This window comes from Brevibacillus parabrevis (assembly GCF_022701015.1).
GTDB lineage: Bacteria > Bacillota > Bacilli > Brevibacillales > Brevibacillaceae > Brevibacillus > Brevibacillus parabrevis.
The window spans coordinates 4,602,829-4,626,755 of the sequence record NZ_CP064090.1; the positions used below are offsets into that span (position 1 = coordinate 4,602,829).

At 53.0% G+C, this 23,927-nt stretch carries 24 protein-coding genes and 2 riboswitches; of the genes, 8 read left to right on the forward strand and 16 right to left on the reverse strand.

Going from position 1 to position 23,927, the window contains the following annotated elements; all coding sequences use genetic code 11:
- Positions 1-24: 24 nt before the first annotated feature.
- Positions 25-495 carry a DUF441 domain-containing protein gene (locus IRJ17_RS21040; protein ID WP_063227107.1) on the forward strand — a complete coding sequence of 157 codons (471 nt, stop codon included), beginning with the start codon at positions 25-27 and terminating at the stop codon, positions 493-495.
- Positions 496-644: 149 nt separating this feature from the next.
- On the opposite strand, the gene efp is transcribed toward IRJ17_RS21040, so the two are convergent.
- The 4 genes from efp to IRJ17_RS21060 all read right to left on the reverse strand — a co-directional run bounded on the left by efp (position 645) and on the right by IRJ17_RS21060 (position 3,455).
- Positions 645-1,202: an elongation factor P gene (efp, locus tag IRJ17_RS21045; protein ID WP_122965826.1), complete on the reverse strand. Its 558-nt coding sequence runs from the start codon at positions 1,200-1,202 to the stop codon at positions 645-647.
- A gap of 42 nt (positions 1,203-1,244) precedes the next feature.
- A complete protein-coding gene (locus tag IRJ17_RS21050; RefSeq protein WP_122965825.1) occupies positions 1,245-2,315 on the reverse strand; it encodes a M24 family metallopeptidase in 1,071 nt (356 codons plus the stop codon).
- Positions 2,316-2,348: 33 nt separating this feature from the next.
- The gene (gene aroQ / locus IRJ17_RS21055) at positions 2,349-2,789 is read right to left on the reverse strand and encodes a type II 3-dehydroquinate dehydratase (RefSeq protein ID WP_122965824.1); all 441 of its coding nucleotides are present in this window, start codon (positions 2,787-2,789) and stop codon (positions 2,349-2,351) included.
- 150 nt (positions 2,790-2,939) lie between these two features.
- Positions 2,940-3,455 (reverse strand): YqhR family membrane protein, encoded by a 516-nt coding sequence (locus tag IRJ17_RS21060; protein ID WP_122965823.1) that lies wholly within the window; start codon positions 3,453-3,455, stop codon positions 2,940-2,942.
- A 134-nt stretch (positions 3,456-3,589) separates the two neighbouring features.
- On the opposite strand from IRJ17_RS21060, the gene IRJ17_RS21065 reads away from it, so the two are divergent.
- Positions 3,590-4,525 (forward strand): DUF1385 domain-containing protein, encoded by a 936-nt coding sequence (locus tag IRJ17_RS21065; RefSeq protein WP_167470360.1) that lies wholly within the window; start codon positions 3,590-3,592, stop codon positions 4,523-4,525.
- A 35-nt stretch (positions 4,526-4,560) separates the two neighbouring features.
- On the forward strand, positions 4,561-4,914 hold the full coding sequence (locus IRJ17_RS21070) for a hypothetical protein (protein ID WP_063226811.1): 354 nt from the start codon (positions 4,561-4,563) through the stop codon (positions 4,912-4,914).
- Between the two features lie 55 nt (positions 4,915-4,969).
- Here IRJ17_RS21070 and IRJ17_RS21075 read toward each other — a convergent pair whose 3' ends face one another.
- The 3 genes from IRJ17_RS21075 to IRJ17_RS21085 form a co-directional block, all read right to left on the reverse strand.
- Entirely contained in the window at positions 4,970-5,899 is a 930-nt protein-coding gene (locus IRJ17_RS21075) for a patatin-like phospholipase family protein (protein WP_173595762.1), read from the reverse strand.
- A 116-nt stretch (positions 5,900-6,015) separates the two neighbouring features.
- On the reverse strand, positions 6,016-6,444 hold the full coding sequence (mntR, locus tag IRJ17_RS21080) for a transcriptional regulator MntR (RefSeq protein WP_063226809.1): 429 nt from the start codon (positions 6,442-6,444) through the stop codon (positions 6,016-6,018).
- Between the two features lie 96 nt (positions 6,445-6,540).
- Entirely contained in the window at positions 6,541-7,107 is a 567-nt protein-coding gene (locus IRJ17_RS21085) for an NADPH-dependent FMN reductase (RefSeq protein WP_242771803.1), read from the reverse strand.
- 159 nt (positions 7,108-7,266) lie between these two features.
- Between IRJ17_RS21085 and IRJ17_RS21090 the strand changes: the two genes are divergently transcribed.
- The gene (locus IRJ17_RS21090) at positions 7,267-8,277 is read left to right on the forward strand and encodes a hypothetical protein (RefSeq protein ID WP_242771805.1); all 1,011 of its coding nucleotides are present in this window, start codon (positions 7,267-7,269) and stop codon (positions 8,275-8,277) included.
- Here IRJ17_RS21090 and IRJ17_RS21095 read toward each other — a convergent pair.
- On the reverse strand, positions 8,268-9,950 hold the full coding sequence (locus IRJ17_RS21095; protein ID WP_242771807.1) for a PAS domain-containing sensor histidine kinase: 1,683 nt from the start codon (positions 9,948-9,950) through the stop codon (positions 8,268-8,270). The two genes, IRJ17_RS21090 and IRJ17_RS21095, sit on opposite strands and share 10 nt — an antisense overlap.
- Positions 9,951-10,309: 359 nt before the next feature.
- Positions 10,310-11,638 (reverse strand): M28 family peptidase, encoded by a 1,329-nt coding sequence (locus tag IRJ17_RS21100; RefSeq protein ID WP_242771809.1) that lies wholly within the window; start codon positions 11,636-11,638, stop codon positions 10,310-10,312.
- A 353-nt stretch (positions 11,639-11,991) separates the two neighbouring features.
- Between IRJ17_RS21100 and dat the strand changes: the two genes are divergently transcribed.
- Positions 11,992-12,843: a D-amino-acid transaminase gene (dat, locus tag IRJ17_RS21105; RefSeq protein ID WP_242771811.1), complete on the forward strand. Its 852-nt coding sequence runs from the start codon at positions 11,992-11,994 to the stop codon at positions 12,841-12,843.
- Positions 12,844-12,936: 93 nt separating this feature from the next.
- Here the strand turns inward: dat and IRJ17_RS21110 are convergent, their stop codons facing one another.
- The 5 genes from IRJ17_RS21110 to gcvT all read right to left on the reverse strand — a co-directional run bounded on the left by IRJ17_RS21110 (position 12,937) and on the right by gcvT (position 18,986).
- Positions 12,937-13,767, reverse strand: a complete 831-nt coding sequence (locus tag IRJ17_RS21110) for a lipoate--protein ligase family protein (protein WP_063226803.1) — start codon at positions 13,765-13,767, stop codon at positions 12,937-12,939.
- A 76-nt stretch (positions 13,768-13,843) separates the two neighbouring features.
- Complete coding sequence (locus IRJ17_RS21115) at positions 13,844-14,917, reverse strand: undecaprenyldiphospho-muramoylpentapeptide beta-N-acetylglucosaminyltransferase (RefSeq protein WP_217021745.1); 1,074 nt, start codon at positions 14,915-14,917, stop codon at positions 13,844-13,846.
- A gap of 107 nt (positions 14,918-15,024) precedes the next feature.
- A complete protein-coding gene (gene gcvPB / locus IRJ17_RS21120; protein ID WP_122965813.1) occupies positions 15,025-16,494 on the reverse strand; it encodes an aminomethyl-transferring glycine dehydrogenase subunit GcvPB in 1,470 nt (489 codons plus the stop codon).
- Positions 16,487-17,839, reverse strand: a complete 1,353-nt coding sequence (gcvPA, locus tag IRJ17_RS21125) for an aminomethyl-transferring glycine dehydrogenase subunit GcvPA (protein ID WP_173595756.1) — start codon at positions 17,837-17,839, stop codon at positions 16,487-16,489. Before gcvPA ends, gcvPB begins: the two co-directional genes overlap by 8 nt.
- A gap of 46 nt (positions 17,840-17,885) precedes the next feature.
- Positions 17,886-18,986, reverse strand: coding sequence for a glycine cleavage system aminomethyltransferase GcvT (gcvT, locus tag IRJ17_RS21130; protein ID WP_122965811.1), 1,101 nt, complete (start codon positions 18,984-18,986; stop codon positions 17,886-17,888).
- Between the two features lie 91 nt (positions 18,987-19,077).
- Positions 19,078-19,194: riboswitch (glycine riboswitch) on the reverse strand.
- A riboswitch (glycine riboswitch) is annotated at positions 19,195-19,291 on the reverse strand. It abuts the riboswitch before it with no gap.
- Positions 19,292-19,511: 220 nt separating this feature from the next.
- Between gcvT and IRJ17_RS21135 the strand changes: the two genes are divergently transcribed.
- The 3 genes from IRJ17_RS21135 to IRJ17_RS21145 all read left to right on the forward strand — a co-directional run bounded on the left by IRJ17_RS21135 (position 19,512) and on the right by IRJ17_RS21145 (position 23,337).
- Positions 19,512-21,212, forward strand: coding sequence for a DEAD/DEAH box helicase (locus IRJ17_RS21135; RefSeq protein WP_173595755.1), 1,701 nt, complete (start codon positions 19,512-19,514; stop codon positions 21,210-21,212).
- A 42-nt stretch (positions 21,213-21,254) separates the two neighbouring features.
- Positions 21,255-22,379 (forward strand): YqhG family protein, encoded by a 1,125-nt coding sequence (locus tag IRJ17_RS21140; protein ID WP_122965809.1) that lies wholly within the window; start codon positions 21,255-21,257, stop codon positions 22,377-22,379.
- A 109-nt stretch (positions 22,380-22,488) separates the two neighbouring features.
- Positions 22,489-23,337, forward strand: a complete 849-nt coding sequence (locus IRJ17_RS21145; protein WP_122965895.1) for a hypothetical protein — start codon at positions 22,489-22,491, stop codon at positions 23,335-23,337.
- 97 nt (positions 23,338-23,434) lie between these two features.
- On the opposite strand, the gene IRJ17_RS21150 is transcribed toward IRJ17_RS21145, so the two are convergent.
- Together IRJ17_RS21150 and IRJ17_RS21155 are read right to left on the reverse strand one after the other, a co-directional pair.
- Positions 23,435-23,689, reverse strand: coding sequence for a YkuS family protein (locus IRJ17_RS21150; protein WP_063230799.1), 255 nt, complete (start codon positions 23,687-23,689; stop codon positions 23,435-23,437).
- A 33-nt stretch (positions 23,690-23,722) separates the two neighbouring features.
- The gene (locus IRJ17_RS21155) at positions 23,723-23,884 is read right to left on the reverse strand and encodes a YqzE family protein (RefSeq protein ID WP_083955784.1); all 162 of its coding nucleotides are present in this window, start codon (positions 23,882-23,884) and stop codon (positions 23,723-23,725) included.
- Positions 23,885-23,927 lie beyond the last annotated feature (43 nt).

The window sequence follows — 23,927 nt, forward strand, 5'->3', positions numbered from 1 at the left end:
GGGACAGGGGTTTTGATGCCAATGATGATGTCTGGAGAAGTGATGCTCGTCATCCTGATCGTCATAGGACTGATTGGCCGTTCACCGATAATCGCGACGGCGGCCAGCATTCTTTTGGTGCTGAAGCTGACGGCCTTGGAACGCTTTTTCCCCACGGTCGAACGCCGAGGTCTGGAGCTTGGCCTGCTTTTTTTGACGATATCCGTACTGGTGCCGTTTGCCAGTGAGAAAATATCGTGGAAAGACGTCACGCCGCTGTTCACTACGGTCGTGGGCCTTACAGCGCTGGCTGGCGGCGCGATTGCGACGTGGATGAACGGCAAGGGACTGGATTTGCTCCGGGCTGAGCCGCATATGATCGTCGGACTGGTGATCGGGTCGATCATTGGTATTGTGTTTTTCCGCGGCATCCCCGTCGGCCCGCTGATGGCTGCCGGGATTACTGCCTTTGTGTTAAAGCTGTGGGAGTGGTTCGGAGGGCGCTGGCCCCACTGAGCAGCAAGGCCAAAAAACAGCAGACCGCTGAAATCCCCTTTTCGCTTTCGGAAAAGCGGGATTTTTTTTGTGGCAACGCCGAGGCTCATGCGCAACTAAAAAAAGCTGCACCCGGGAGGGCACAGCTTTTTCCAAGACGATCTTGCAAGTTACGCGCGGGAAACGTAAGCTTCTGAACGCGTATCGATGATCAAACGCTCGCCTTCTTCTACGAAGAGAGGAACGTTTACCACGAAGCCAGTTTCCAGCGTTGCTTTTTTCGTAACGTTGGAAGCGGTATCGCCTTTAACGCCTGGCTCACATTCAGTAACAACCAGCTCAACTGTGTTTGGCAGTTGGATTCCGATTGTTTCACCGTTGTACTGCATGATTTGCACGTTCATGTTTTCCTTCAGAAAACGCAGCTCGCGCTCGATTTGTTTGCGAGTGAACGTCAATTGCTCATACGTTTCGGTGTTCATGAAAGTGTAATCGTCACCGCTCGCATACAGATACTGCATGGTGCTGGATTCGATGCGGGCAGGGTTTACTTTTTCGCCGCCGCGGAAAGTCATTTCTGTCGTGTTGCCATTGCGCAGGTTGCGCAGTTTGGAGCGTACGAAAGCCGCACCTTTTCCTGGTTTTACGTGTTGGAACTCAAGCACGGTGTAAATGTTGCCGTCCACTTCGATCGTCAAACCGGTCCGAAAGTCGTTTACAGAGATCATCGTTGTCCTCCCAAATCAATCAATAACGTAGATTAGTATAAATTACACGGGCAAAATGAGCAACTCTTTCGTAGACTTGTTGAGGTTCTCATGCCCATCCGCCGTGATCAGAACGTCGTCCTCGATTCGCACTCCGCCGAGTCCCGTCACATAAATACCCGGTTCCATCGTGACAAGCATGCCTGGCTCCAGGACAAAGGTGCTTACGGTAGACAAGCCCGGCAGTTCGTGCACCTCGATGCCCAGACCGTGACCCGCGCTGTGTCCGTAGGCATCGCCATAGCCAGCCGCTGCAATCAGGTCACGCGTAGCGGCGTCTGCTGCCTTTGCTGTCACTCCCGGTTTCAGGGCTTCCAGTCCGGCCAGTTGTGCGCGCAAGACGATATCGTAAATCTCTTTCATTTTGGCGCTAGGTTCGCCGACAGCAAGCGTGCGGGTAATGTCGGAGTTGTAGCCTTTGTACGCTGCACCGAAGTCGAGCGTAACCATTTCTCCGGCCTCGATCACTTTTTCCGAAGCTCGTCCATGCGGCAATGCTCCGCGCACGCCGGATGCAACGATCATGTCGAACGCAGACCCTGTCGCCCCTTGTTTGCGCATGAAATATTCCAATTCCAAAGCAACGTCTACTTCGCGTACGCCAGGACGGATATATCCTTGAATATGTGCAAAAGCCGCCTCCGCAATTCCCACTGCTTCACGGATGATGACCATTTCCGACTCTTCTTTGAACATGCGAATTTTTTCCAGCAGTCCGCTCGTTGGAACCAGCTCTACCCCGGCAAAGCCTTTGCTCCACTCCTGATATGTACCAAAGGAAACGCTGCTTTCAAAAGCGAGACGCTTGATGCCTTTTTCCTGTAGCAGCTTGCCAATCGCTTCGACCGCTTTTCGCTCGTTGTTGACGACAGTGAAATCAGGTGCCTGCTCCTCTGCCTGTTCGACATAGCGGAAATCCGTAACCAAAAAGGCTTCGGTTTCCGTGACGATCACCCAGCCGGTGGAGCCAGTGAAACCGCTCAGATAAAAGCGATTTTCCGATTTTTCCGTGATGAAAGCATTCGCCCCTACTTGGGAGAGCGCTTCACGCAATTTGTCCAAACGTTGTTTCATGACAACCAGTTCCCCTTTCGCTTTGCCAAACCGTTATTTGTTCTCGATTTTGCGGACGAGCGCCCGCAGCGCCCATTCGTATCCGTCCATGCCCAGACCGACTACTTGCCCTATCGTAACGGGTGCAATCACGGAATGGTGACGAAATTCCTCGCGCGTATGAATGTTGGAAATATGTATTTCAATGGTCGGGATTGCCACGCCTGCCAGAGCATCGCGGATCGCATAGCTGTAGTGCGTGAAAGCGCCGGGATTGATCAAAATGCCGTCGTGCACGCCTCTCGCCTGATGAATCGCGTCGATCAGAGCGCCCTCGTGATTGGACTGGAAATGTTCAAGCTTGCCCCCAAGCTCATCCATGACAGAAGTCAGCTTCGCGACGAGATCTTCCAGCGTTTCCCTTCCGTATACGTCAGGCTCCCTCGTTCCCAGCAAGTTGAGATTGGGGCCATTCAAAAGCAAAACGGAAGCCATTGTCTTCCCTCCCCGTCTGTTTTCGCAAAAAGTTTTTTTACTAATGAAACATTTTACCACAAGCCTCTCCTTGTACAACAGTAGGCGACAAAAATCGGCCAACATTTCGAATCTTGCAAACGGCAGATGCAGAGGGGACAACCCGGTCCCCTATCGCTCTTTGTCTTTGCCGCCCCACTGCTCTTCGTCGGATTGTTCCAGAACAAGCGTCATGCCAATGAACAATCCATAGGACAAGTACCAGGCTCCTTCTGTACTAAGCGTGCCTACTTCCCAATTCCCGATGCGAAAGAAGAATCCTGCAATCGCAAGCAAAATCGCACCGTAGAGCAGGCCGATCCACCATGCCCGCATCTGGCCGAACAAGAGGGAGAACAAAAAGCTTGCCAGGATCGTCTCCACGAACAGAACAATCGCTCCCAAGGAGTTGCCCATCAGGCTATTCTCCTCGTATCCGCTGAGCAAAGGCCGGGCAAAAGCACCTAGTCCGTACGGAGTCAAATTCAAAAAGTGGGCGAGCATGCGGATCACCCCCCACAAAATCGTGCCCCAAAAAGCAAGCTCGACGATTTTGCTGACGGAAGCCGCCTTTCGCTCCGCCGTTCCCCGCTCTCTCGGCTTGCCCAACAGCTCTTTGTTTCTTCGCGTGGCTTTGCCTGCTACCATACCTATCACCTCACAGATAGTATGTGCTGTTCCCATGTTTTTCACTAACTGTTTACATTTCTTGGCACAGCATGAACTCCTTGTAGCTTCAAGGCTCGCTTTCCGTTAAAATGGAGGGTAAGGAAGGTGATAGTGTGGCTCAACAAAACGTACCCAGCTACGGCGGTCAGGCCGTCATCGAAGGTGTTATGTTCGGCGGCAAATCGATGACTGTAACAGCTGTTCGCAAAAAAAATCATGAAATTGAGTATTTTGAAGCACCGCGTACGGAATATAAATGGATTACCCCACTGAAAAAAATTCCGTTCATTCGCGGGCTGGTCGGCCTGATCGAAGCCAGCGCCAACGGGGCCAAACATCTGAACTTCGCCTCGGAGCGGTTCAACATGGAATCCGGCGAAGAAGTCAGTGAAGGTCCTTCCAAGCTGACGATGATTCTGGGGGTCGCCCTGGTCGGTGTACTCTCTTTCTTGTTCGGTAAATTTGTGTTTACCCTCGTTCCCGTATTTCTCGCCGATTTTCTCCTGGGAAAATGGGTGCCGGATGGGGTGCCCCAAACTTTGGCGGAAGGCGGCTTCAAAATCATTTTGCTGCTCGGCTACATCACTGCCATCGCGAAGGCTCCCCTGATCAAAAGGCTCTTTCAATATCACGGAGCGGAGCATAAAGTGATTAACGCCTTCGAAGCAGGGGTAGAATTAACAGTAGCCAATGTGCAAAAATTTTCCACCTTGCATTATCGTTGCGGTAGCAGTTTTCTCATTTTCACCGTGTTTGTCGGCGTTGTGATCTACTCCCTGTTCAGCTACGACTCCTTGACCGAGCGTGTTGTGCAGCGGATCGTCCTGTTGCCGCTGGTCATCGGGGTCTCCTATGAAGTCTTGCAATGGACAAACAAGCTCCGTGATACTCCTGTGTTACGCTACCTTGGCTATCCAGGTCTCTGGCTGCAAAAAATCACAACGCGTGAACCGGATGACAGCCAGGTCGAAGTAGCCATCGCTTCTTTCCAGAAGATGCGGGAGCTGGACCTTCAGCATGTTCAAGGGAAAATGGCTACGACCGGATAACGTGAGGCATTCTTATTCCCATTGAGGTGAGGCCAATGTTACGTCGCATACCACCCGTGATTTTGATTATTGTGCTGCTCGCCATTTACGGATTTTTATTGACGCTCATCAGTGATCCGATCAATACGCTGATCATCCTGGGATTGTCTGTGGCGCTGTTTTTGATCGTACGCAACTATTTGCGCACGGGCTCCTTTTTTTCGAAAAGTCCTGGACCTGGCAAGCCAAAGCAACAAAAGGTGAAACCAAAACCTCCGGTGATGCGACAAGCGCACAAAAAGCAACCGACGGCCTCCAGAAAAGATCACCCGTTCCGCGTGATCGATGGCAACAAAGGCAAAACAAAAGAAAAGCAGAACGAGAACTCGCCAAACAATATGTCCCATTAAAAGAAAAACAGGTCGCCGTTGCTGGCAACCTGTTTTTTCGTTTTGCTCCTCTTCGCTACACCAGATGCTTGGGAGAGGAAATGCGGAATACTTTGACATATTCTTCGAAGTCCCAGCGCTGCAAAAACTGTTGGGCTGCGGCTTCCCCGGACGCGTACAGCTTCTCCCGCATTTCCTTGGAAAGCTGAAACTGTGTCGTCCGAACGCCGAGCGTATGAATGAAAACGGTCCGTACCGCCTGTGCTTTTTCGACGTAAAGCCTGTCATGGGCGTCGAGCATCGTGGCAAGCAAGCCGCGCGAAAACGAAAACAGCCCGGTAATTTTTTTCGTCTCCCGCTTGCTCTGATCGTCGGACAGCCGAAAACCGATGGTCGGCCATTGCGGTATCCCGGGGACGTCAAACAGCCAGATCGGATAATTGCTAAGCAGTGCCCCGTCGACAATATAATGGGTGTCGTTGCCGCTTTTCAGTTGGGCAGGCTGAAAGAAAAAAGGAATCGAGGAAGACATGCGGACTGCTCTTGCCACAGAAAAGCTGTCCGGGTCAATCCCGTAGCGAGTAAGGTCGTCAGGCAGCACCGTCATTTTCCCCGAGGTCACGTCAGAAGCGACGATTTTCAGCCTGCCCGGAGCCAAATCGCCAAATGTACGCACATTTTTGCGCCTTAGCAAGTCTTCAATGAACAGCTCCATTCTGTCCGCACGATAGACGCCTTCCCGCACGATCAGTTCGTGGATCGGCCCGATGAGCGGCAATCTGCCAATCCCCGCCCGATGCAAAAAGTGCAGATAGTCCAGCTCGTCAAAAATCGGCTTCAGCTCATGGCTCGTATACCCTGCACTGAGCAGAGCGGCTACGATCGAGCCTGCCGAAGTGCCCGCCAGCTTTTCCCACGTATAGCCGTTTTCCTCCATGACCCGCAAGGCTCCGATAAAAGCGATTCCCTTCACACCACCGCCTTCAAAAACCGCGTCCGCTTTCACCCTGTCGCCCCCCTTCACTAAAATATAAGGCGACAGCTTTTCCCATACGATTAAAAAACATCATTTTCACCAAAAAAGAAAAGCGCAAGCCATGTCAGCCTGCGCTCTTTGGATACCTATTCTTCTTTTTGCTCATCTTCCAACCGGATGCGACGGAGATCCTCCATCCGGCTCGGTTCTTGTTGAAAATATTGAACAAGATATTCCAAACATGTAATCGATTCCCAACTCAAATGATGTTCGATTCCCTCGACATCTTGATAAATATGTTCTTCGTCAACGCCGATGACCCGCATGAACTCTTCCAGCAGGCTGTGGCGATCCACCAAACGCTTCCCGATCTTTTTCCCTTTTGGCGTCAACACAAGGCCACGGTATTTTTCATAAACGAGATATTTGTCTTTGTCCAGCTTCTGAACCATTTTCGTGACCGAAGAGGGATGTACTTCCAACGCTTCAGCAATATCGGAGACACGAGCATAGCCCTTTTCTTCAATTAAGCTGTAAATACGTTCCAAATAGTCTTCCATACTCGGCGTCGGCATGTGAACCCCTCATTTCAAACCATATTTCTTCCGGCCAAAAAAGGCACGTAGAAATATAATACCTTTAAATGAGAACGATTAGCAAGAGAAACCTGTCTATTGTGGCTGTTTTTCTGTTTCGCGGTTCATCATTTGGACAAATTGCACCAGTTGCTGTCCGAGCGCTTCCATCCGGGCTTGCAACCGTTCATCTTTCAGTTTGCCCTCTGGCGTAAACGCATTGTAAGCGCTCGGAATGCTCGGACTTGCGGGCAACGGCCACGCATGCAAATTGCGCATGATCAACTGGAGCGTATTGACCGTGTTCGTCGCTCCCATGCTGCCCCCGGCAACACCGATGAGAGCCACTTGCTTATCGCGCAGATGGCGCCCTTCCAAAAAGTCGATCGCATTTTTCAATGCTCCGGTAATCGTGCCGTGGTATTCAGGCGAGCCGATCACAAGTCCATCCGCCTCAGAAATTTTTTGTACGAAACGATGGACGCTTTCCGGATAAGTCGTCGCGTCTTCCCGGTCGTCGTAAATCGGCAAGCTCCAGTCTGCCAGATGAATCATTTCAATATCAGCACCTGCAGCCTTCGCTGCATCGAGAACAATCGCTACCGCTTGCTTCGTTGTCGAGTTGTTGCTATTCATGCTTCCCGCTATTCCTACAATTTTCATCTTGGAGTCACCTCATGCAATCTGCTTAACTGGTTTATTTTTCATTATAATCCACATCGTCATACTTTGTAAATGAATAAGTCTGTTTAATATTCCCGGTTCTGAACAAGCCTTGCTTGGACATACACATGTAGCAAGTTGGGAATAAGGATGATGCCTATGGACAAAGTCGCTTGGCAAATCGCCATTCTGTTTGCAGGGTCCGCGCTGGGAGGACACTATCTGGGCGGTTATGAGTGGCTCCGTTTCTTTACCTATTTTGGCTCCTGGGGCACGGTCGGCATCGCCCTCGCAGGCATTGGAATCGGGTGGATCTGCCTCCAGCTGCTGAATTATTGCCATCGCCATCAAGTCGGTTCGCTCTATGAGCTGTACCTGTTCTTATTCGGTGAAGCTTTTGCTTCCAGCCTGTCGATGATTACCCATCTCTTTTTGCTGGCATACGTGGGTGTCATGCTCGGTCAGCAGTCGGCCCAGCTCATCCCAGGGCTGTCGTCTGTCTGGTTCGTCTTATTGTCTCTCATCGTGACGATCAGCTTCCTCTTCAAGCGCTGGCAATGGATTGTAACGGGGTCAGGCATTTGTTTAGGCGCAGGTCTGCTGTTTTTCGCCCTGCTTTTCCTCCGCCAACCCCATGTCCCTATCCCTGGCCTCGGCTACCAAATGAACGGAAGCTGGGTGATTCACGCCGTTTTTTTCCTCGCGCTGCATCTCTTGCTTGCGCTTGTCGTCTTGCTGCCCGTAGCGGGACGAACCGATCAGCCGAATGCCGTTCGTCTGGGCGTCGGCATCGGAACGGGGATCACCTTGTTATTTTTGCTGCTCGGTCAAGCGATTTTCCTGTCTCACTGGCATGATATTCATACTTCACTCTCGCCTGTGCAATTGATATCGTCCCGATTGCTGCCCGCTGGCAACTGGCTTTTCGCGATTTTGGCCCTGATTCAGGGTGGCGTGCTTTCCGCCTTGCTCCTGCACTCGCTCGCCTTGCCTGTGATCCTGCGCCATCAGCTGCAAATGCCACCGCTTCTGTTCGTGATGCTGCTTTTGGTCGGGGTGTTCGCCCTGCTGCCGCTTTTTTTGCCCTGGAGCGTCTCTGTCGTGGCAAGCGGAGCTACTTACTGCGGCTTGTTTTTGATTGGCTGGTTTATTTGGAAACGTCAGACCTGATGGACGCTTGGCACACATACGGGAAGCAAAATGTTCACCGTCGTTCCCTTGCCCTTTTCGCTTTCGATCTGCAGGCTTCCGCCGTGATCCTCCAAAATGCGCTGGCTGACCATCAGGCCGAGGCCCGTTCCGTTTTCTTTCGTCGTATAAAAAGGCTCTCCCAGGCGCGGGATTCGCTCCGGATCAATCCCGCAGCCGTTGTCCTGGATGCTGACCTGAATGTGCTCCTCACTGATCCGCCGACTCTGAACGTAGATCTCGCCGCCATCGGGGAGCGCTTCCATCGCATTTTTGCAAATGTTGAGCAGCACTTGCTTGATCTGGTTTTCTTCGCAAGCGATTGGCGGCATCGCTTTTTCAGTCGAAGCGTACATCTGGATATTTTTTAAGTTCGCCTGGCTTTCCAAAAGGGACAGGACGTTGTGGATCATCACCGACAAGTCTTTTTGCTGAAAGCTCACCGCTTGCGGCTTCGCCAACACCAGCAGCTCGCTGACAATCAGATTGATCCGGTCCAGCTCGGACAGCATGATTTGGCAGTAGTTGCGTTGCACGCCTGTTATAGAAGCATTCAACAGCTGGATGAACCCGCGCAGCGATGTCAACGGATTGCGAATTTCATGCGCGATTCCCGCCGCCAGCTGACCGATCGCAGACAGCTTGTCCGATTGGCGCAACAGCTCTTTCGTTTTCGTAATCTCGGACACATCACGCGAGACGATCAACATGCTGTCCACCACTCCATCGCTGTTGCTGATCGGCTTGAAGCGCGACTCGACGTTGACCCAGTGCCCCTGGCTATGCCGCAGCCGATAAATCCCGCTCGCCTCTTCTTCCTTTCGCCAGCTCAGCCGGAACAGATCGCTGACCTTTTTTTGATCTTCCGGATGAATGATCTTGTCGATGACGGCTGGCCCCATCCCGATCATGTCCTCGCTGGAGTACCCCAAAAATGTCGTGTGCGCGTGAGAGACATACGCAACCGTCCCATCCCACTTTACGAGGTAAATCATTTCGGTCATGTTTTCGGTGATCAGACGGAAATGAGCCTGGCTGTCTTGCAGAGCCTGCTCCATCCGCTTTCGCTCTGTTATGTCACGGGAGCAACAAATGATCCCTTTGACCTTCCCTGCTTTGTCCAAAACAGGGCCGTATGACAGCGATACGTGCATCAGCGAGCCGCTTTGATGGACGCGAACCGTCTCGTAGCCGACGATGGACTTCCCGTTCAGCACTTCGCTGTGGCACCGCTCCATTTCTGCGATATGCTCCTGCGGCACGCAAGGAATGGCATTGCCCAGCAAATCAGACGCGCTGTAGCCGAATTGTTCGACTGACGCCTTGTTCACATGAATGAATTTCCCGTCCCGACCCACGATCGAAACAGCGTCTGGAGTTTGTTGCAGCAAGGCATCAAGCAGCTCCTTCGTCTCATCCAGCTCGATTCTCATTCGCGTGATTTCTTCCTGCTTCCGGCTATCCTTTTCCCTCATCTGGCTGTACATGCGATAGAACTGGAGTACAAGCATAAGCGCATACAGCAGGTTCAACAAGCAGAACGACCACACATTGATTTTATTGGGGTACAGGTAGAGCAAAAAGACACTGAGTGGAATCCAACCGATGATGAGAGTTAAGGAAAGGGCGAAATGACTTGAGCCTATTGGTATCATCACAACCTCCGCTGTTCTTTGCTGAATATTTGCTGTGTAGGATGGATCATCGTAACTAGCATGGATTGGATTGAATATAATTTTCAGAAATATGTAACTGCAACAATATACAATGGACGAAATTTTTTAGGATTCTTAAAAATTATAAACTTTTTTCCAATGGGTGGCTATGACTTGTTATTCCACATTTTTCGACAAATTCGCAAAATCCCCCGCTGATCGAAAAAAGTTTGCCGGGAGTTTTTGCGAGGGCGATGGCGAGAATCGTCTGCACACAAAAGGCGCCCCGTGTCTTTTCCTGGACGCCCTGCGTTTGCCTTCGTTTTTACGATGCGCTCGCAACCAAGCCTCAACCAAGCCTATTGAAGATCTTCTCCCGCTTCCTGCTGTCTGCCCGTTTGCACGGACGGACGCGGTTCGGCAGGAGCAGTAGAGTCGGTCAGGCTGCCGACCACAGATGAAATGACTTTCGCCGCTTGCGCAAGCTGCTCTTTTTGAATCTGGACAAGCCCGTCCTTCGCTTCTTCCTGCGCTGGCAGACGTGTAAGCAAGACCGCCGGAATCCCTGTCCCGGCAAGCAATTGCAGCTCTTTTCGCTGACGCGCGCCCACTTGCTCCAATGCGCTTGCTTGCACGCCGGCTTGCGTGAACACGCTGCCTGTCTGCGTGGAGGTCGATTGTGCAGGCACTGCGGTCAGTTGACCGTCCCTGCCCACTGCATCCACGTATATGGCAGCCACGATCTTCGCCTTGTCTTTTGCCGCAAGTGAATCAAAAAATGCCTGCCCGCCCCGTTCCCCGGCTGTCTCCGCTCCCAAACTGACCAGCTTCACCTGCGCATCCAAGCGGCTCTCGGCCAGTTGACGCGCCACTTCAAGCAAGACGGCTACGCCGGATGCGTTGTCATTGGCTCCTGCGGACGATGCGGTCGAGTCATGATTCGCCAGGAGGAGTACCTGGCGCTCCGTGTTTGCGGCTGTCGCTTTGTTCGTCGCGATGAAATTATAGGACGTATGTCTGCTCGTCTGGCTTCCGTCTACCTTCACGGTTGCGCGCAGCGGCTGCTGATCCCGCAAACGCTCTTGCAGCAGGCTGCCGTCCGCCTGTGACAAGCCGATGACCGGAACGGACATGTCCAGCGGCTCGCCCAGTGTCGCCTTCCACTCCCCCTCGCGATCGTTCCAGATGATCGCCGCTACCACTCCTGCTGCCGCTGCCTGTCTGACCTTTTCGCCAAACGGAATTTCTCCCCGCTTGATCAGCGCGATTTTCCCTCTCGCCGCTCCATTGGCAAAATCATTGGCGCGTCCGTAGCCGACATCGACTATGTCCGCTGTTGCCGTCCCGTTCTGGGCAAAAGTCAATCCTTTGATCGCCCAGCTGCGCTTCCAGTCGTCGATCGCAAGCGACAAGACCGTTGGGCGTTTGTATGTATGGTAATAAAAAGGCTGGAGTTCTGTCTCATAGCCATAGGCGCGCCACAGATTCTCCACGTATACCCCTGCTGCGAACTCCGACTCGGTCGCAGGCGGTCTCGCTGCTTTCGCCAAGCGCTCTACATGGCTGTACAACAGCTCTGCATCTGTCTGAACCTGATTCGCATATGCCTGTTGCGAAGAGAAGGGCAAGGACAGCAAACTCCCGCAAACAAGCAGTGCTCCTAGTGCGCAATAACCAACGGATCGCATGGCGTTCTCCCCTCTTCCTGGCGCTCTTTGCTTTTATTATGGACAGACTGCTCCACAAGCGTCTAGTCAGAATAGTTAGTCAAATACCAGCACGCGCCGTCAGCGGCGGACAGCTTTCGTTCTCCTTCTGCCCAAATCTGCCTGGACATGCACAGCGACACGAGGAACTCGTCGATTTGTCGGAAAGGAGCCGCCCATTTAAAAAGTTAATAGATGAACGCTTCTCCTTGCTAAATTATTGATAGCGGAAATCCGCTTTTCAAATTGACCCTGAGAGGTACGATTTGCTAATGTTGAATCAAATAAAAAACCGTTGGAAAAAAGCGGCTGGAATCAGTAGAGGAGGACTCACCATGCTTTATGTAGATGGCAAATGGGTGGAAGAGGGGCAAGCAGCGGTTCATCCGGAAGATCGCGGATACAACTTCGGGGACGGCATCTATGAAGTCGTACGAATCTATAAAGGGCGCATGTATCAATGGGACGCCCACTTGACCCGCCTGTTCCGCAGCGCGGGGGAAATCAAGCTGGAGCTGCCGTGGAGCCCGGAATCACTGACCGATTTGGCTCAAGAGCTGATGGCGAAAAACAACATTACCGACCAGGACGATGCCACCTTGTACTTGCAAATTTCTCGCGGCGCCGCTCCTCGCGTCCACGACATCCCAAGTGCCATCACTCCGGTCATCATGGCTTTCGTGCGCCCCAAAGCTCGGCCAGTCGACGATTTGAAAAAGGGTTGGACCGCTTCCCTCGTAGAAGACATTCGCTGGCTGCGCTGTGATATCAAGACTCTCAATCTATTGGGAGCCGTGCTCGTCAAACAGTACGCCAAGGACAAAGGCGCACAGGACTCGATTTTGCACCGCGACGGGATCATTACCGAATGCAGTTCGTCCAATCTTTTCGCAGTAAAAGACGGCGTGCTGTACACGCATCCGGCTGATCACCTGATCCTGCACGGCATCACCCGTCAGGTCGTCATCGATCTGGCCCAGGCAAACGGCATCGCTGTTCACGAAAAGCCGTTTGACATCGCCTTCCTCAAACAAGCGGATGAGTTGTTCCTCACCAGCACGACCGCAGAAATCATGCCGCTGATCTCCGTCGATGGCGAAGCGGTAGGCAACGGTCAGCCAGGTTCGGTTACATCCAGGCTGCAAGCTTTGTTTGAACAGCACATTCACGACAGCGTACTCGTCTAACCGTACGAAACAGATGGAAAACGAAAAAGCTCACCAGCGATTGTTCACACTGGCGAGCTTTTTTCTGTACGTTTGTCACCTGTCGGCTATCGTCTATCGGCGCAAGTTCCATTCGTCTGTCGCATAACGGGTGGCGGCGAGTTCCTCTGCCAGCGCCCGCTCTTCGTCTGTCAGTGCGGACGGCACCAGTTCGACGTCCAGACCGGAGGCAAAGCCTTTGGAAAATGCCTCGATCGCTTCCTGCAAGCTGACAGGACGCGGGCTTACTTCGTTAATCGTCACCGCTTTTTGGCGGAAGCTGTCCATCATCCGCTGTTTGACGCGATCCGACGGGAAATGCAGCAGCGAGAACAGCAAATCGACGTCCATATCGAGCAAGATCGAGCCGTGCTGGAGGATGACTCCCTTTTGACGCGTTTGCGCACTGCCCGCTACCTTTTTGCCTTCGACGACCAGCTCATACCACGATGGCGAGTCAAAGCAAGCAGACGAGCCTGGCGAGTTGTACTTTTCTTTTTCCTCCTCGCTGGCAAGCGACACCATCTCTGCGGCAAGCCCCAGGTTCTGGAAGCCGTGCAGCAATCCGAGGCTGATGATTTTGTAAGCCTCTGTCACGCCAGATGGCATCCGCGGATGATCTTCGGACACGATCACACTGTACGTCAGCTCCTGATCGTGGAGAACGGCGCGTCCGCCTGTTGCCCGGCGCACAAAGCCAAGTCCGCGCCGCTGTACTTCCTCCAGGTTGATTTCCTTGATCGCCTTTTGAAAATATCCAATCGACAAAGTAGCCGGGTCCCACGTATAAAAACGAACGGTCGGCGGTACCTTGCCTTCGCTGTGCAGTTGCAAAATCGCTTCGTCTACAGCCATATTCATCGCCGGAGACATCGGCTCCGTTACGACATAGCGCCACTGTTCCATATGTATGTACCTCCTTCTCACAACGATTTCATTGTACGCTTCTCCCAAAAGGGCGGCAAGACTTGGATGCGCTGTTTCAATGAGCCGCTTCCTCGATGATCGCGACGACTTGCGCCAAGGCGTCTTTTGGTTTTCCGATCGCGACGCGCTGCTTTTCCGCGATGGCGCTTCGCTTTTCGGCAAGGCTTTTCAACGCTTGCAAAAAGCTCGCCTCGTTCAGCGCCTCTTCCTGCAAGACGGCACAAAAGCCTTGCTGCTCAAATGAACGTGCGTTCAACAACTGATCTCCCCTGCTGGCTGCAAGAGACAACGGCACAAGCAGCATCGGCTTTTGCAGTTCGAGAAACTCGTAAATCGCATTGGAACCCGCGCGCGAGACGACCAAATCCGTCATCGCCAAAAGGTCGGGAAGCTCCTCCTGGACGTACTCGAACTGCTTGTAGCCTTTCTTTTGCAAGCTTTCGTCCCGTTGGTTTTTGCCGCAAATATGTACGATGGAATACTGTTTGAGCAGCTCATCGAGCGTTCCCCTGATCACTTCGTTCAAACGTTTTGCCCCGAGACTCCCGCCCATGACGAGCAGCACAGGCTTCCCCGGAGAAAAATCACACAGGGCCAGCCCTTGCTCTTTTCGGCCTTTTTTCAGTTCCTCGCGCACAATGGCTCCTACGTGCATTCCCTTGCCTGCTGGCAGATGCTTCAATGTATCAGGAAAAGTCACGCATACTTTGTCGGCAAAAGGCAGCGACAGGCGATTGGCCAGTCCTGGCGTCAAATCAGACTCGTGCAGGACGACAGGCAGCCGATTCAGCCAGGCGCCGAACACAACCGGGACGGAGACGAAGCCGCCCTTGGAAAAGATTACGTTCGGCTTCCAGTCAGCGAGGAAACGGTACGCCTGCCAAGCCCCTTTGCTCACACGCAGCGGGTCCGTGAAGTTTTTCCAAGCAAAATATCGGCGCAGCTTGCCTGTAGCAATCCCGATGTAGCGCACGCCGTCCAGCTTCTCGACCAGCTCCCGCTCAATCCCCTCTGTCGAGCCGATGTAGGCCACCTCCCAGCCCCGCTGCAAAAAATGCGGGATGAGGGCGAGGTTGAGCGTGACGTGCCCGGCAGACCCGCCGCCAGTAAATACTATCCGTTTGCTCATGTTTGTCTTCTCTCCCCGAAAGTCGGATCAACCCCATCTGTTCATGATAGCATCATTCGGAAAGAAAAACCGCCCTGTAAAAAGGCGGCTTTTCCCAAAGAGAGTTATTAAGCTTGTGGCTGATAGCGCAGGATCGGCTTGCGTGCCGCAGTCGCTTCATCCAGACGTTTTACCACGGTCGTGTGCGGAGCTTCCTGTACAAGCTCAGGTGTTTCTTCACACTCGCGGGCAATTTGCAGCATGACGTCGATGAACTCGTCGAGCGTTTCTTTTGTCTCGGTTTCAGTCGGCTCGATCATCAGGCACTCATCGACAATCAGCGGGAAGTAGATCGTTGGCGGATGGTAGCCGAAGTCGAGCAAACGTTTTGCGATATCCAGCGTGCGCACGCCGAGTTTCTTTTGGTTCACGCCAGACAAGACAAATTCGTGCTTGCAGACGCGGTCAAACGGCAGGTTGTACGCCGTAGCGAGACGACGCATCATGTAGTTGGCGCTGAGCACCGCATTTTGCGAAACTTGCAGCAAACCTTCTGGACCCATCGTGCGAATGTAGCTGTAAGCGCGAACGAGAATGCCGAAGTTTCCGTTGTAGCCTTTTACGCGGCCGATCGATTCCGGACGGTTGCTGTCCCAGTAGAAGCTGCCGTCTTCCTTTTTCGCCACGATTGGCGTTGGCAAGAATGGTTCGAGAACCTTTTTCACGCCGACTGGTCCTGCACCAGGGCCGCCGCCGCCGTGTGGTCCGGTAAATGTTTTGTGCAAGTTGAGATGCACGACGTCAAAGCCCATGTCGCCTGGACGGGCAATGCCGAGGATCGCATTCGCATTGGCTCCATCGTAGTACAGCAAGCCGCCTGCTTCGTGGACGATTTTCGCCATCTCGACGATGTCTTCCTCGAACAGACCGAGCGTGTTCGGGTTGGTCAGCATGAGCGCTGCCGTGTCAGAGCCAACCGCATCGCGCAGAGCTTGAATGTCTACCAGACCGCGCTCGTCAGAAGCAATCGTAACGGTATCCAGACCTGCTACAGCCGCAGACGCCGGGTTTGTACCGTGCGCGGAGTTCGGCACGATTACTTTTGTACGGTGAGCTTCTCCACGGCTTTCATGGTAAGCGCGGATCATCATCAGACCCGTCCACTCGCCTGCCGCTCCGGCAGCCGGTTGCAGGGTAACGGCGTCCATTCCGGTGATTTCAGCCAGTTCTTCTTGCAGGTTGTACAAAAGCTCCAGTGCGCCTTGTACGGTTTCTTCCGGCTGGTACGGGTGAGTTTGCGCGAAGCCGGCATAGCGAGCCACGTCTTCGTTGATTTTCGGATTGTATTTCATCGTGCAAGAACCGAGCGGGTAGAAGCCGTTGTCTACCCCGTGGTTGCGACGGGACAACTCGGTGTAGTGGCGAACGAGTTGCAGCTCGGATACCTCTGGCAATTCAGCAGGGGTTTCACGAATGAGGTGCTTTGGCAAAAGGCTTGCGACCTCTACTTCCGGTACATCCAATGCCGGCAGATTGTAGCCCACACGGCCCGGTTTGCTCATTTCAAAAATCAGTGCTTTCTCCTGGTCGTTACGCACGTGTGATCGCCTCCAATTCAGCCGCCAATGTGTCGATTTCTTCCTTGGTCCGAAGCTCGGTTACTGCGAGCAAGGTGTGGCCTGCAAATTCAGGGTAATCCAGCCCCAGATCGTAGCCGCCGATGATTCCTGCCTGGAGCAGTTGCTTGTTGGCTTCTGCTACTGGCTTGGACAGCTTGACCACGAACTCGTTGAAGAACGGGGAAGTAAAGACGACTTCCAGCCCTTTGGCTTGCAGGGCTTGCTTCGCGTAATGCGCCTTTTGCAGGTTCATCATCGCCATTTCCTGTACGCCTTGTTTTCCGAGTCCAGTCAGGGTGATCGCAGCCGCCAGTGCCAACAGCGCCTGGTTGGAGCAAATGTTCGAAGTCGCTTTTTCACGACGGATATGCTGTTCACGAGCTTGCAGCGTCAGTACGAAACCGCGCTTGCCGTTCTCGTCTTTCGTTTGCCCGACGATGCGTCCTGGCATTTTGCGCATCAGCTTGCTCGTCGTCGCAAAATATCCGCAGTGCGGTCCGCCAAACGATGCCGGGATACCGAACGGTTGCATGTCGCCTACTACGATGTCAGCGCCCAGTTTGCCTGGCGCTTCCAATACGCCCAGTGCAAGCGGGTTGGAAGAAACGACGAACAGGGCGCCTTTGCCATGAGCAATCGGCTCAACTGCTGCCAAGTCTTCCACGTTTCCGAAGAAGTTAGGATATTGCACGATCACAGCCGCTGTGTTTTCGTCAATCAGCGCTTCCAGAGCTTGTGTGTCGGTTACGCCATCGCTGTTGATGCCGACTTCAACCAGCTCTACGCCTTGACCGTACGCGTATGTTTTCAGAACGCCGCGCGCTTCCGGATGCACAGCGCGGGAAACGATGACGCGCTTTTTTCCAGTGTGACCAGCCGCCATCATAGCCGCTTCTGCCAAGGAAGTCGCTCCGTCGTACATAGAGGAGTTCGCTACTTCCATTCCTGTCAGTTCACACACCATTGTCTGAAATTCAAAAATCGCTTGCAGCTCGCCTTGGCTGATTTCAGGCTGGTAAGGCGTATAAGCCGTGAAAAATTCTCCGCGGAGCAGCATGTGGTTGACTGTGCTTGGCGCATAGTGCTGATAAACGCCAGCACCCAAAAAGTTGACGTGTGTGCTGAAGTTGACGTTTTTGTTAGCCAGGCGAGTGAAGTATTTGACCAGATCAGGCTCGGACAGAGCTTCTGGAATGTTCAGCGCACCTTTGAAACGCACCTCTTCCGGAATGTCTGCAAACAGTTCTTCTACACTGGAAATGCCCAGAGTTTCGAGCATTTCGCGCTTGTCCTGATCAGTTTGGGGCAGGTAGCGGTATTTCACGAACGTTGTCCTCCTCAAATAGGATGTATTGTGGGCTTATGCTTGGTTATTTCGCACGTTTATAAAAAGGAGCGGCAACAACAACAGCTTTCAGTCGTTTTCCGCGAATTTCCACTTCAACCTCTGTGCCAATCGCCGTGTGCTCGCTTTTGACCAGGGCCAGACCAACGTTTTTCTTCAAGGTCGGGGATTGTGTCCCTGTGGTCACTTCTCCTACCAGCTCTTCTCCGACATAGACCGGATAGTGCGTGCGCGGAATGCCGCGATCGATCATCTCGATCCCTACCAGCTTGCGAGGCGCGCCGTTTTCTTTTTGCGCTTTCAACACCTCTTGGCCGATGAACGGCACTGCTTTATCTACCTTCACCGCGAAGCCGATACCCGCTTCGATCGGTGTAATGTCCTTGCTCAGTTCCTGACCGTACAGTGGCAGCTTGGCTTCAAAGCGCAGCGTGTCACGCGCACCCAGTCCGCAAGCAACCAGACCGTCTTCTTTGCCTGCTTCAAGCAGGGCGTCCCACAGCTCTGCCGCACGATCCGCAGCCAAGTAAATCTCGAAGCCATCTTCGCCCGTGTAGCCTGTACGGGATACCAATGCCGGAATACCGCTAACCTCTACATCGCGCTCAAAACGGAAAAAGCCGATTTGGGACAGATCCGTTTGGGTCAGCTTTTGCAAAATCGATTCAGCCAAAGGCCCCTGGATCGCAATCTGCGCCGTTTGCGGCGAGATATTTTCGATCGTGACGCCCGGAATCAGGTGCTCCTGCAGCCATGCATAGTCTTTGTCAATATTGCCAGCGTTGATGACAAGCAGGTAATGGTCGTCTGCGTATTTGTAAACGAGCAAATCGTCGACCGTACCGCCGTCCGGGTAGCAAAGCACGCTGTATTGAGCTTGTCCCACTGCCAGCTTGGAAACGTCGTTGGTTGTCACGCGCTGCAAGTATTCGAGCGCGCTCTCGCCTTTTACGTCCACCTCTCCCATGTGGGATACATCAAACAAACCTGCTTTCGTGCGAACAGCTTCATGCTCCTGACCAATGCTGGAAAACTGTACAGGCAGCTCCCAACCGCCGAAGTCGATTGTTTTGGCGCCGTATTTTGCATAGGAATCAAACAGTGGCGTTCTTTTCAGATTGGACATGTGTGGCACCTCCTAAAGGCAGATAGTCGGCATTTTTCCCCATGAAAAAACAGAGGCGAAAAAACGGGTACACCAAAAGAAAGGTGCCCATTTCTCCTCCTCTGTCCTTGGTACCTGAGAGTTACCTTGCCAATCAAGCTCGGCGGGGATCACCGGGCTTGCAAGTTTCCCCTTTGGTGGCTCGACATGCGAGCTCTCTCCAGAGTTGCGTCCAGTAGAGGTTCTTTTGCCTGAGAGATTCACCGTTACCGGCTTGCTCCTTCGGCGCTGCAGTGGTTCACGCAGTCTCTCCCTGCTACTATCATTCGCGTTGGTTAGATGGTCATACATAAGTTTTTGCTATGATTTCCATACTAATGAACGAACTTCCTCTATATCCTACCATGAGAGTCGACAGTTGAAAATATGCAAATTAACAGTCAGATCAAGAAATACTTAACAAAGTGATGAACATTACCCATAATGTTAAGTTTTTTATTAAAACGCATGAAAGTTATGGCAGAGCTGTGTAAAGGAGTAACGTATATGCCGAATGTTCCTGTTTCATTTGACACGAGCTGGATATCGCCGCTGACCGAGCGGCTGCACGAAGATGGTCCATGGGACAAGTGGGAGCTGTTCAAGCTGGCGCTGGAAGCAGAAGAAGCGATGGCGGTTCGCGAGTTCGATTCTTTGCAATGCCTGAACTACTTGCCGCTGCTCTCGCCTTTTCCCCATCAGCTCCAGACGGCGGAACGCGTGCTGAATGACATGCGCGGCCGCGCGATTCTCGCGGATGAAGTCGGATTGGGCAAGACCATCGAGGCAGGGTTGATCATGAAAGAATACATGGTCAGAGGCTTGGCGAAAAAAATTCTCGTCCTCGTTCCCGCCTCTCTCGTCATTCAGTGGACAAAAGAACTGCAACAAAAATTCGGCATTCCTGCCGTCGCGCAAAAAAAAGAGTACATGTGGCGTCAGCACGAAGTCGTCGTCGCCTCCATCGACACGGCCAAACGCGACCCGCATCGCCGCCATGTGCTCGATATCGACTACGACATGCTCATTATCGACGAAGCGCACAAGCTCAAAAACAAGCGAACCCGAAACTATCAATTCGTGAAGGAAATTCGCAAAAAATACTGTTTGCTGCTCACCGCCACCCCTATCCAGAACGAGATGGACGAGCTGTACAACCTGATCAATTTGCTCAAACCGGGGCATCTGGGCCACTCGACGTCGTTTTCCACCAATTACGTCGAGGGAAAGCGCCAATCGAAAAACAGCGAAAAATTGCGCGAAGAAATCGAAAAGGTCATGATTCGCAACAAGCGAAGCGACGGCGGCATCCAGTTCACCAGCCGCCGCGTGCAGTCGATTCCCATCGAGCTGACGCAGGAGGAGATGAAGCTGTACGAGGGCGTCACGCGCTTTGTCCACGATCAGTACAAGACGGGAACCGGGCTGTTCAATTCGCTCGCTCTCATCACGCTCCAGCGCGAGGTTTGCTCCAGCAAGGAAGCCTCCTTCATGACGCTGTACAACATGCATCAACGCACCAGCGAGGAGTCTTTGCTGCGGGCGCAAATACTGGAACTGGTGGAGATGATCAAGCGGATCGAGACGCATTCCAAGGCGGCCAAAACGGTCGAGCTGATTCAGCAGATCAACGACAAAGTGATCGTTTTCACCGAATATCGGGCCACGCAAAATTACTTGCAAAAATATTTGCATGACCACGGAATTACCTCTGTGCCGTTTCGCGGCGGCTTCAAGCGCAGCAAAAAAGACTGGATGACCGATCTGTTTCAAAACCGCGCACAAGTGCTGATCGCGACAGAAGCAGGCGGCGAAGGGATCAACCTGCAATTTTGCAATCAGGTGATCAACTACGACATGCCGTGGAACCCGATGCGTGTCGAACAGCGAATCGGCCGCGTTCACCGTCTCGGGCAAAAGCGGGATGTGCACATTTACAATCTGTCCACGGTCGGGACGATCGAAGAACATATTCTCAAACTGCTGTACGAAAAAATCGATCTGTTTGAAATGGTCATCGGCGAACTCGATGATATCGTCGAACGCCTCAACCTGAGTTCCTCGCTGGAAGAAAACTTGACGCAAATTATTATGGACTCCGCATCCACGCGCGAAATGGCTTTGAAGCTGGACAACATGGGGCACGCGATTCGCGCAAGCCGCCAGCCGCACGTCGCCCCTGCTCTCTCGGAAGCCGCCGAGCAGTAGTCTGGATGCCCCCAACTAGCCAACAAGAAAAGAGGTTCCCTGATGCAAGCCAACCAGGTCAGGCAATTCGTAGAGCGCTATCTCGCGACTTTTTCTGCTCACATCGTCGAATCCCACCCCGACTACTTGACGGTCAAACTGCCTGTCGAGGTCGACAAAGATATCGGCAACCGGCCTTTTTACTGGAGCTGGGTCGACAAAATGAATCTGGCGTACCAGCCGCTCGTGCTCACCTTCGCCTTTCATCCCGACCGCATGCCGGATGGGCTGCGTGCCGAACACCTGCACCTCGGCGCCGGGCGCATGCAGCAAATTTTTGCCTCGGCGAAAAAGCACGGTCAATTCGTCTGCATGTACGAGCAAAATACCGCTTCGCTCCCCGCCACGGGCAAACGCCGTTCTACGCCGCTCGTTCCGTGGCTGGGCATCAATCTAAAAGTGTCGTTTCTGTGCGACAAGCGGCGCGATCTCATGCTCTACCTCGGGGTCAACCTGCACCAGCCGCGGGTCGTGCACGACTTTTCGACGTACTTGTTTCAGTTGCCGCTCTCCCCTGCCATCCCGGACTATTTCTATACGCTTGATCGGAAAATTTCCGTAGAGGATGCGCTCCAGATGGCTCGCCAGGAAGCCGAAGCGGTCATCGCCAAGGAAGACCAAGCGTGGGCTGCCGAGGCAAAAGCCCGCTTGGCGGAAGAACTGGACATTCTCGCCGCCTACTACGAAGAACTGGCGAAGCGGGAGCCGCAAGCGGAGCAGGCTGATGCGGACGACGAAGAAGCGGAAAAAGCCGAGGAGCCGCAAGCAGCGCAAGCCATCGTTCCCCTCCCGCAAACAGAAGCTCCTCCTGTCGCGGAGCCTGTTGTCGAAGCAGCGCAAACCATTGACGAATACCGCTCATCTGGCGGGCGAATCCTCGACTTTTTACGTGCAAATGGCATTCAGGTGACACCACGGGAAGAAATCAATCAGGAAGAGTGGAAAAAAAGCACGCCGGAAGAAGAAAAACAGCGGCGAATGGACGAGCTGCGCTGGCAGTATGAACCGCGCATCGAGGTTCACTTCATTAACGGCGGGCTGTTTTACTTGCACTCGAACCCGCCTGTTCAAAAGCTTTCTGGCGCAAAAACGGTGCGCCATCTTCCCGCAAACGGGCGAATCATGTAAAAGATCAACGAGAAGTAGTGTGAGAGGAGTGACAAGTTGCAACAAATCTTTTTGTCATAGCTGGTTACAATAGGAATAGGATAGCCAGCGCAAAAGGTGGTGCATGTTTGTGACCAGACGATTTCTGCCCTTTCTCGGGGTCCTCTTGTCTTTCGTATTGATCTCCTGGCCCGTTCATGCCGAGGAGCAAGGCGGCTGGGAAAAAGCGTTTCAGGCTCAAATCCAGACCTGGATGAAAGAGCTCGCAAGCCGTGATCCGCAATTCAAAGAGTGGCAAAAAGCTGATACAGAAGTACAGACGCTCGGCCCGAACCAGCATCAATGGCTGGTCAGCATCAAAAAAGCCGACAAACAAGTAGGCTATCTGGTCGTCGGAGAAACAGTCGAATCGAATGTCCCGGAAAAATTCGTCTTGCTCGAATACGGCGTCGGGGAATACATTTTGTTCGACGATGCCTTCGCTCCCCGGGAAATTGCCGCTGAGCCAGTCTACGACGGATTCGCTTCCCACTGGCTGATTGCCCGCCAGTCTTCGGCGCAAATGGTGAACGCCAAAACAGGCGAAGCTTATCCCGCTTCGTTTGCAGCCAACGAACCAACCGTGCTGCAAAATCTGGTGCAGACAGGACAAAAACTGACCCAGACCCGCACTTTGCAATCGGCGCAGACAGACCCGTTCGACCAGATCGGCTGGTTCAACCAAATGCAACGCGGCAGCGCCGTTACGTGGTCAGAGCTGTGGCAACAGCAAAACAACGCGTCGGTTACCCTCACTGTTTCCTTGTACCACGCCCAGGTGCTGGCTCCTTACGCTGTCGGCTCGCTCCATTTGTGGAACGACCAATCTGCCTATGTGGGGGTCTGGGATGAAGGACTGCGCTTTGTCCCTTACGTCTACGCTGACAAGATCGGCAAATTTTACGTATCCAGTCCGCAGGTGCGGCCGCCTCAAAGCTGACATATCGCTTCGTATGTATAAAAAAACAAGCTCCCCTGCCAGCGTGCAGAAGAGCTTGTTTTTTCGTTGTTTGCGCCGTCGGACGCCATTTTTTCGATCAGTGATGATCTGTTGGAGAAAGGCGTTCATGCACGGCGTGGAAAACTTCCGCGGCTGTCATGCCCTCCGCATTGATTATCGGCGCACCCGTAATCGTCTTGTTTTGATCGCCAAGAACGTTCACATCCTGGCCAGTGATCACGATCGCATCGACCACTTGCTGCCAGTTTCCCAAATCAACCACATCGTAGCCGTTATCGCACAGCATTTTGCGAATTTGAGAAAGGGAGTTTTCTACCGCTACTCTCGCCATACGCACCCTCCGTCCGCTTACCATGGTGTAGGATTATTTGCGCCACAACAGCCGGATCGCCATGGGAATTGCCCCAAACCAGCGTGCAGACCAAGGCTCACGTGGAGCCTTTCGCTGACGCCGTTCGTCTTTTGGAGTATCCATGTACTGCACAAACAATTTTGTCAGGTACTTCAAATATTCTTGAAAGGACATCGCACGTGACCTCCTTCATACTCGCAGATGCACGCCGTCGTTC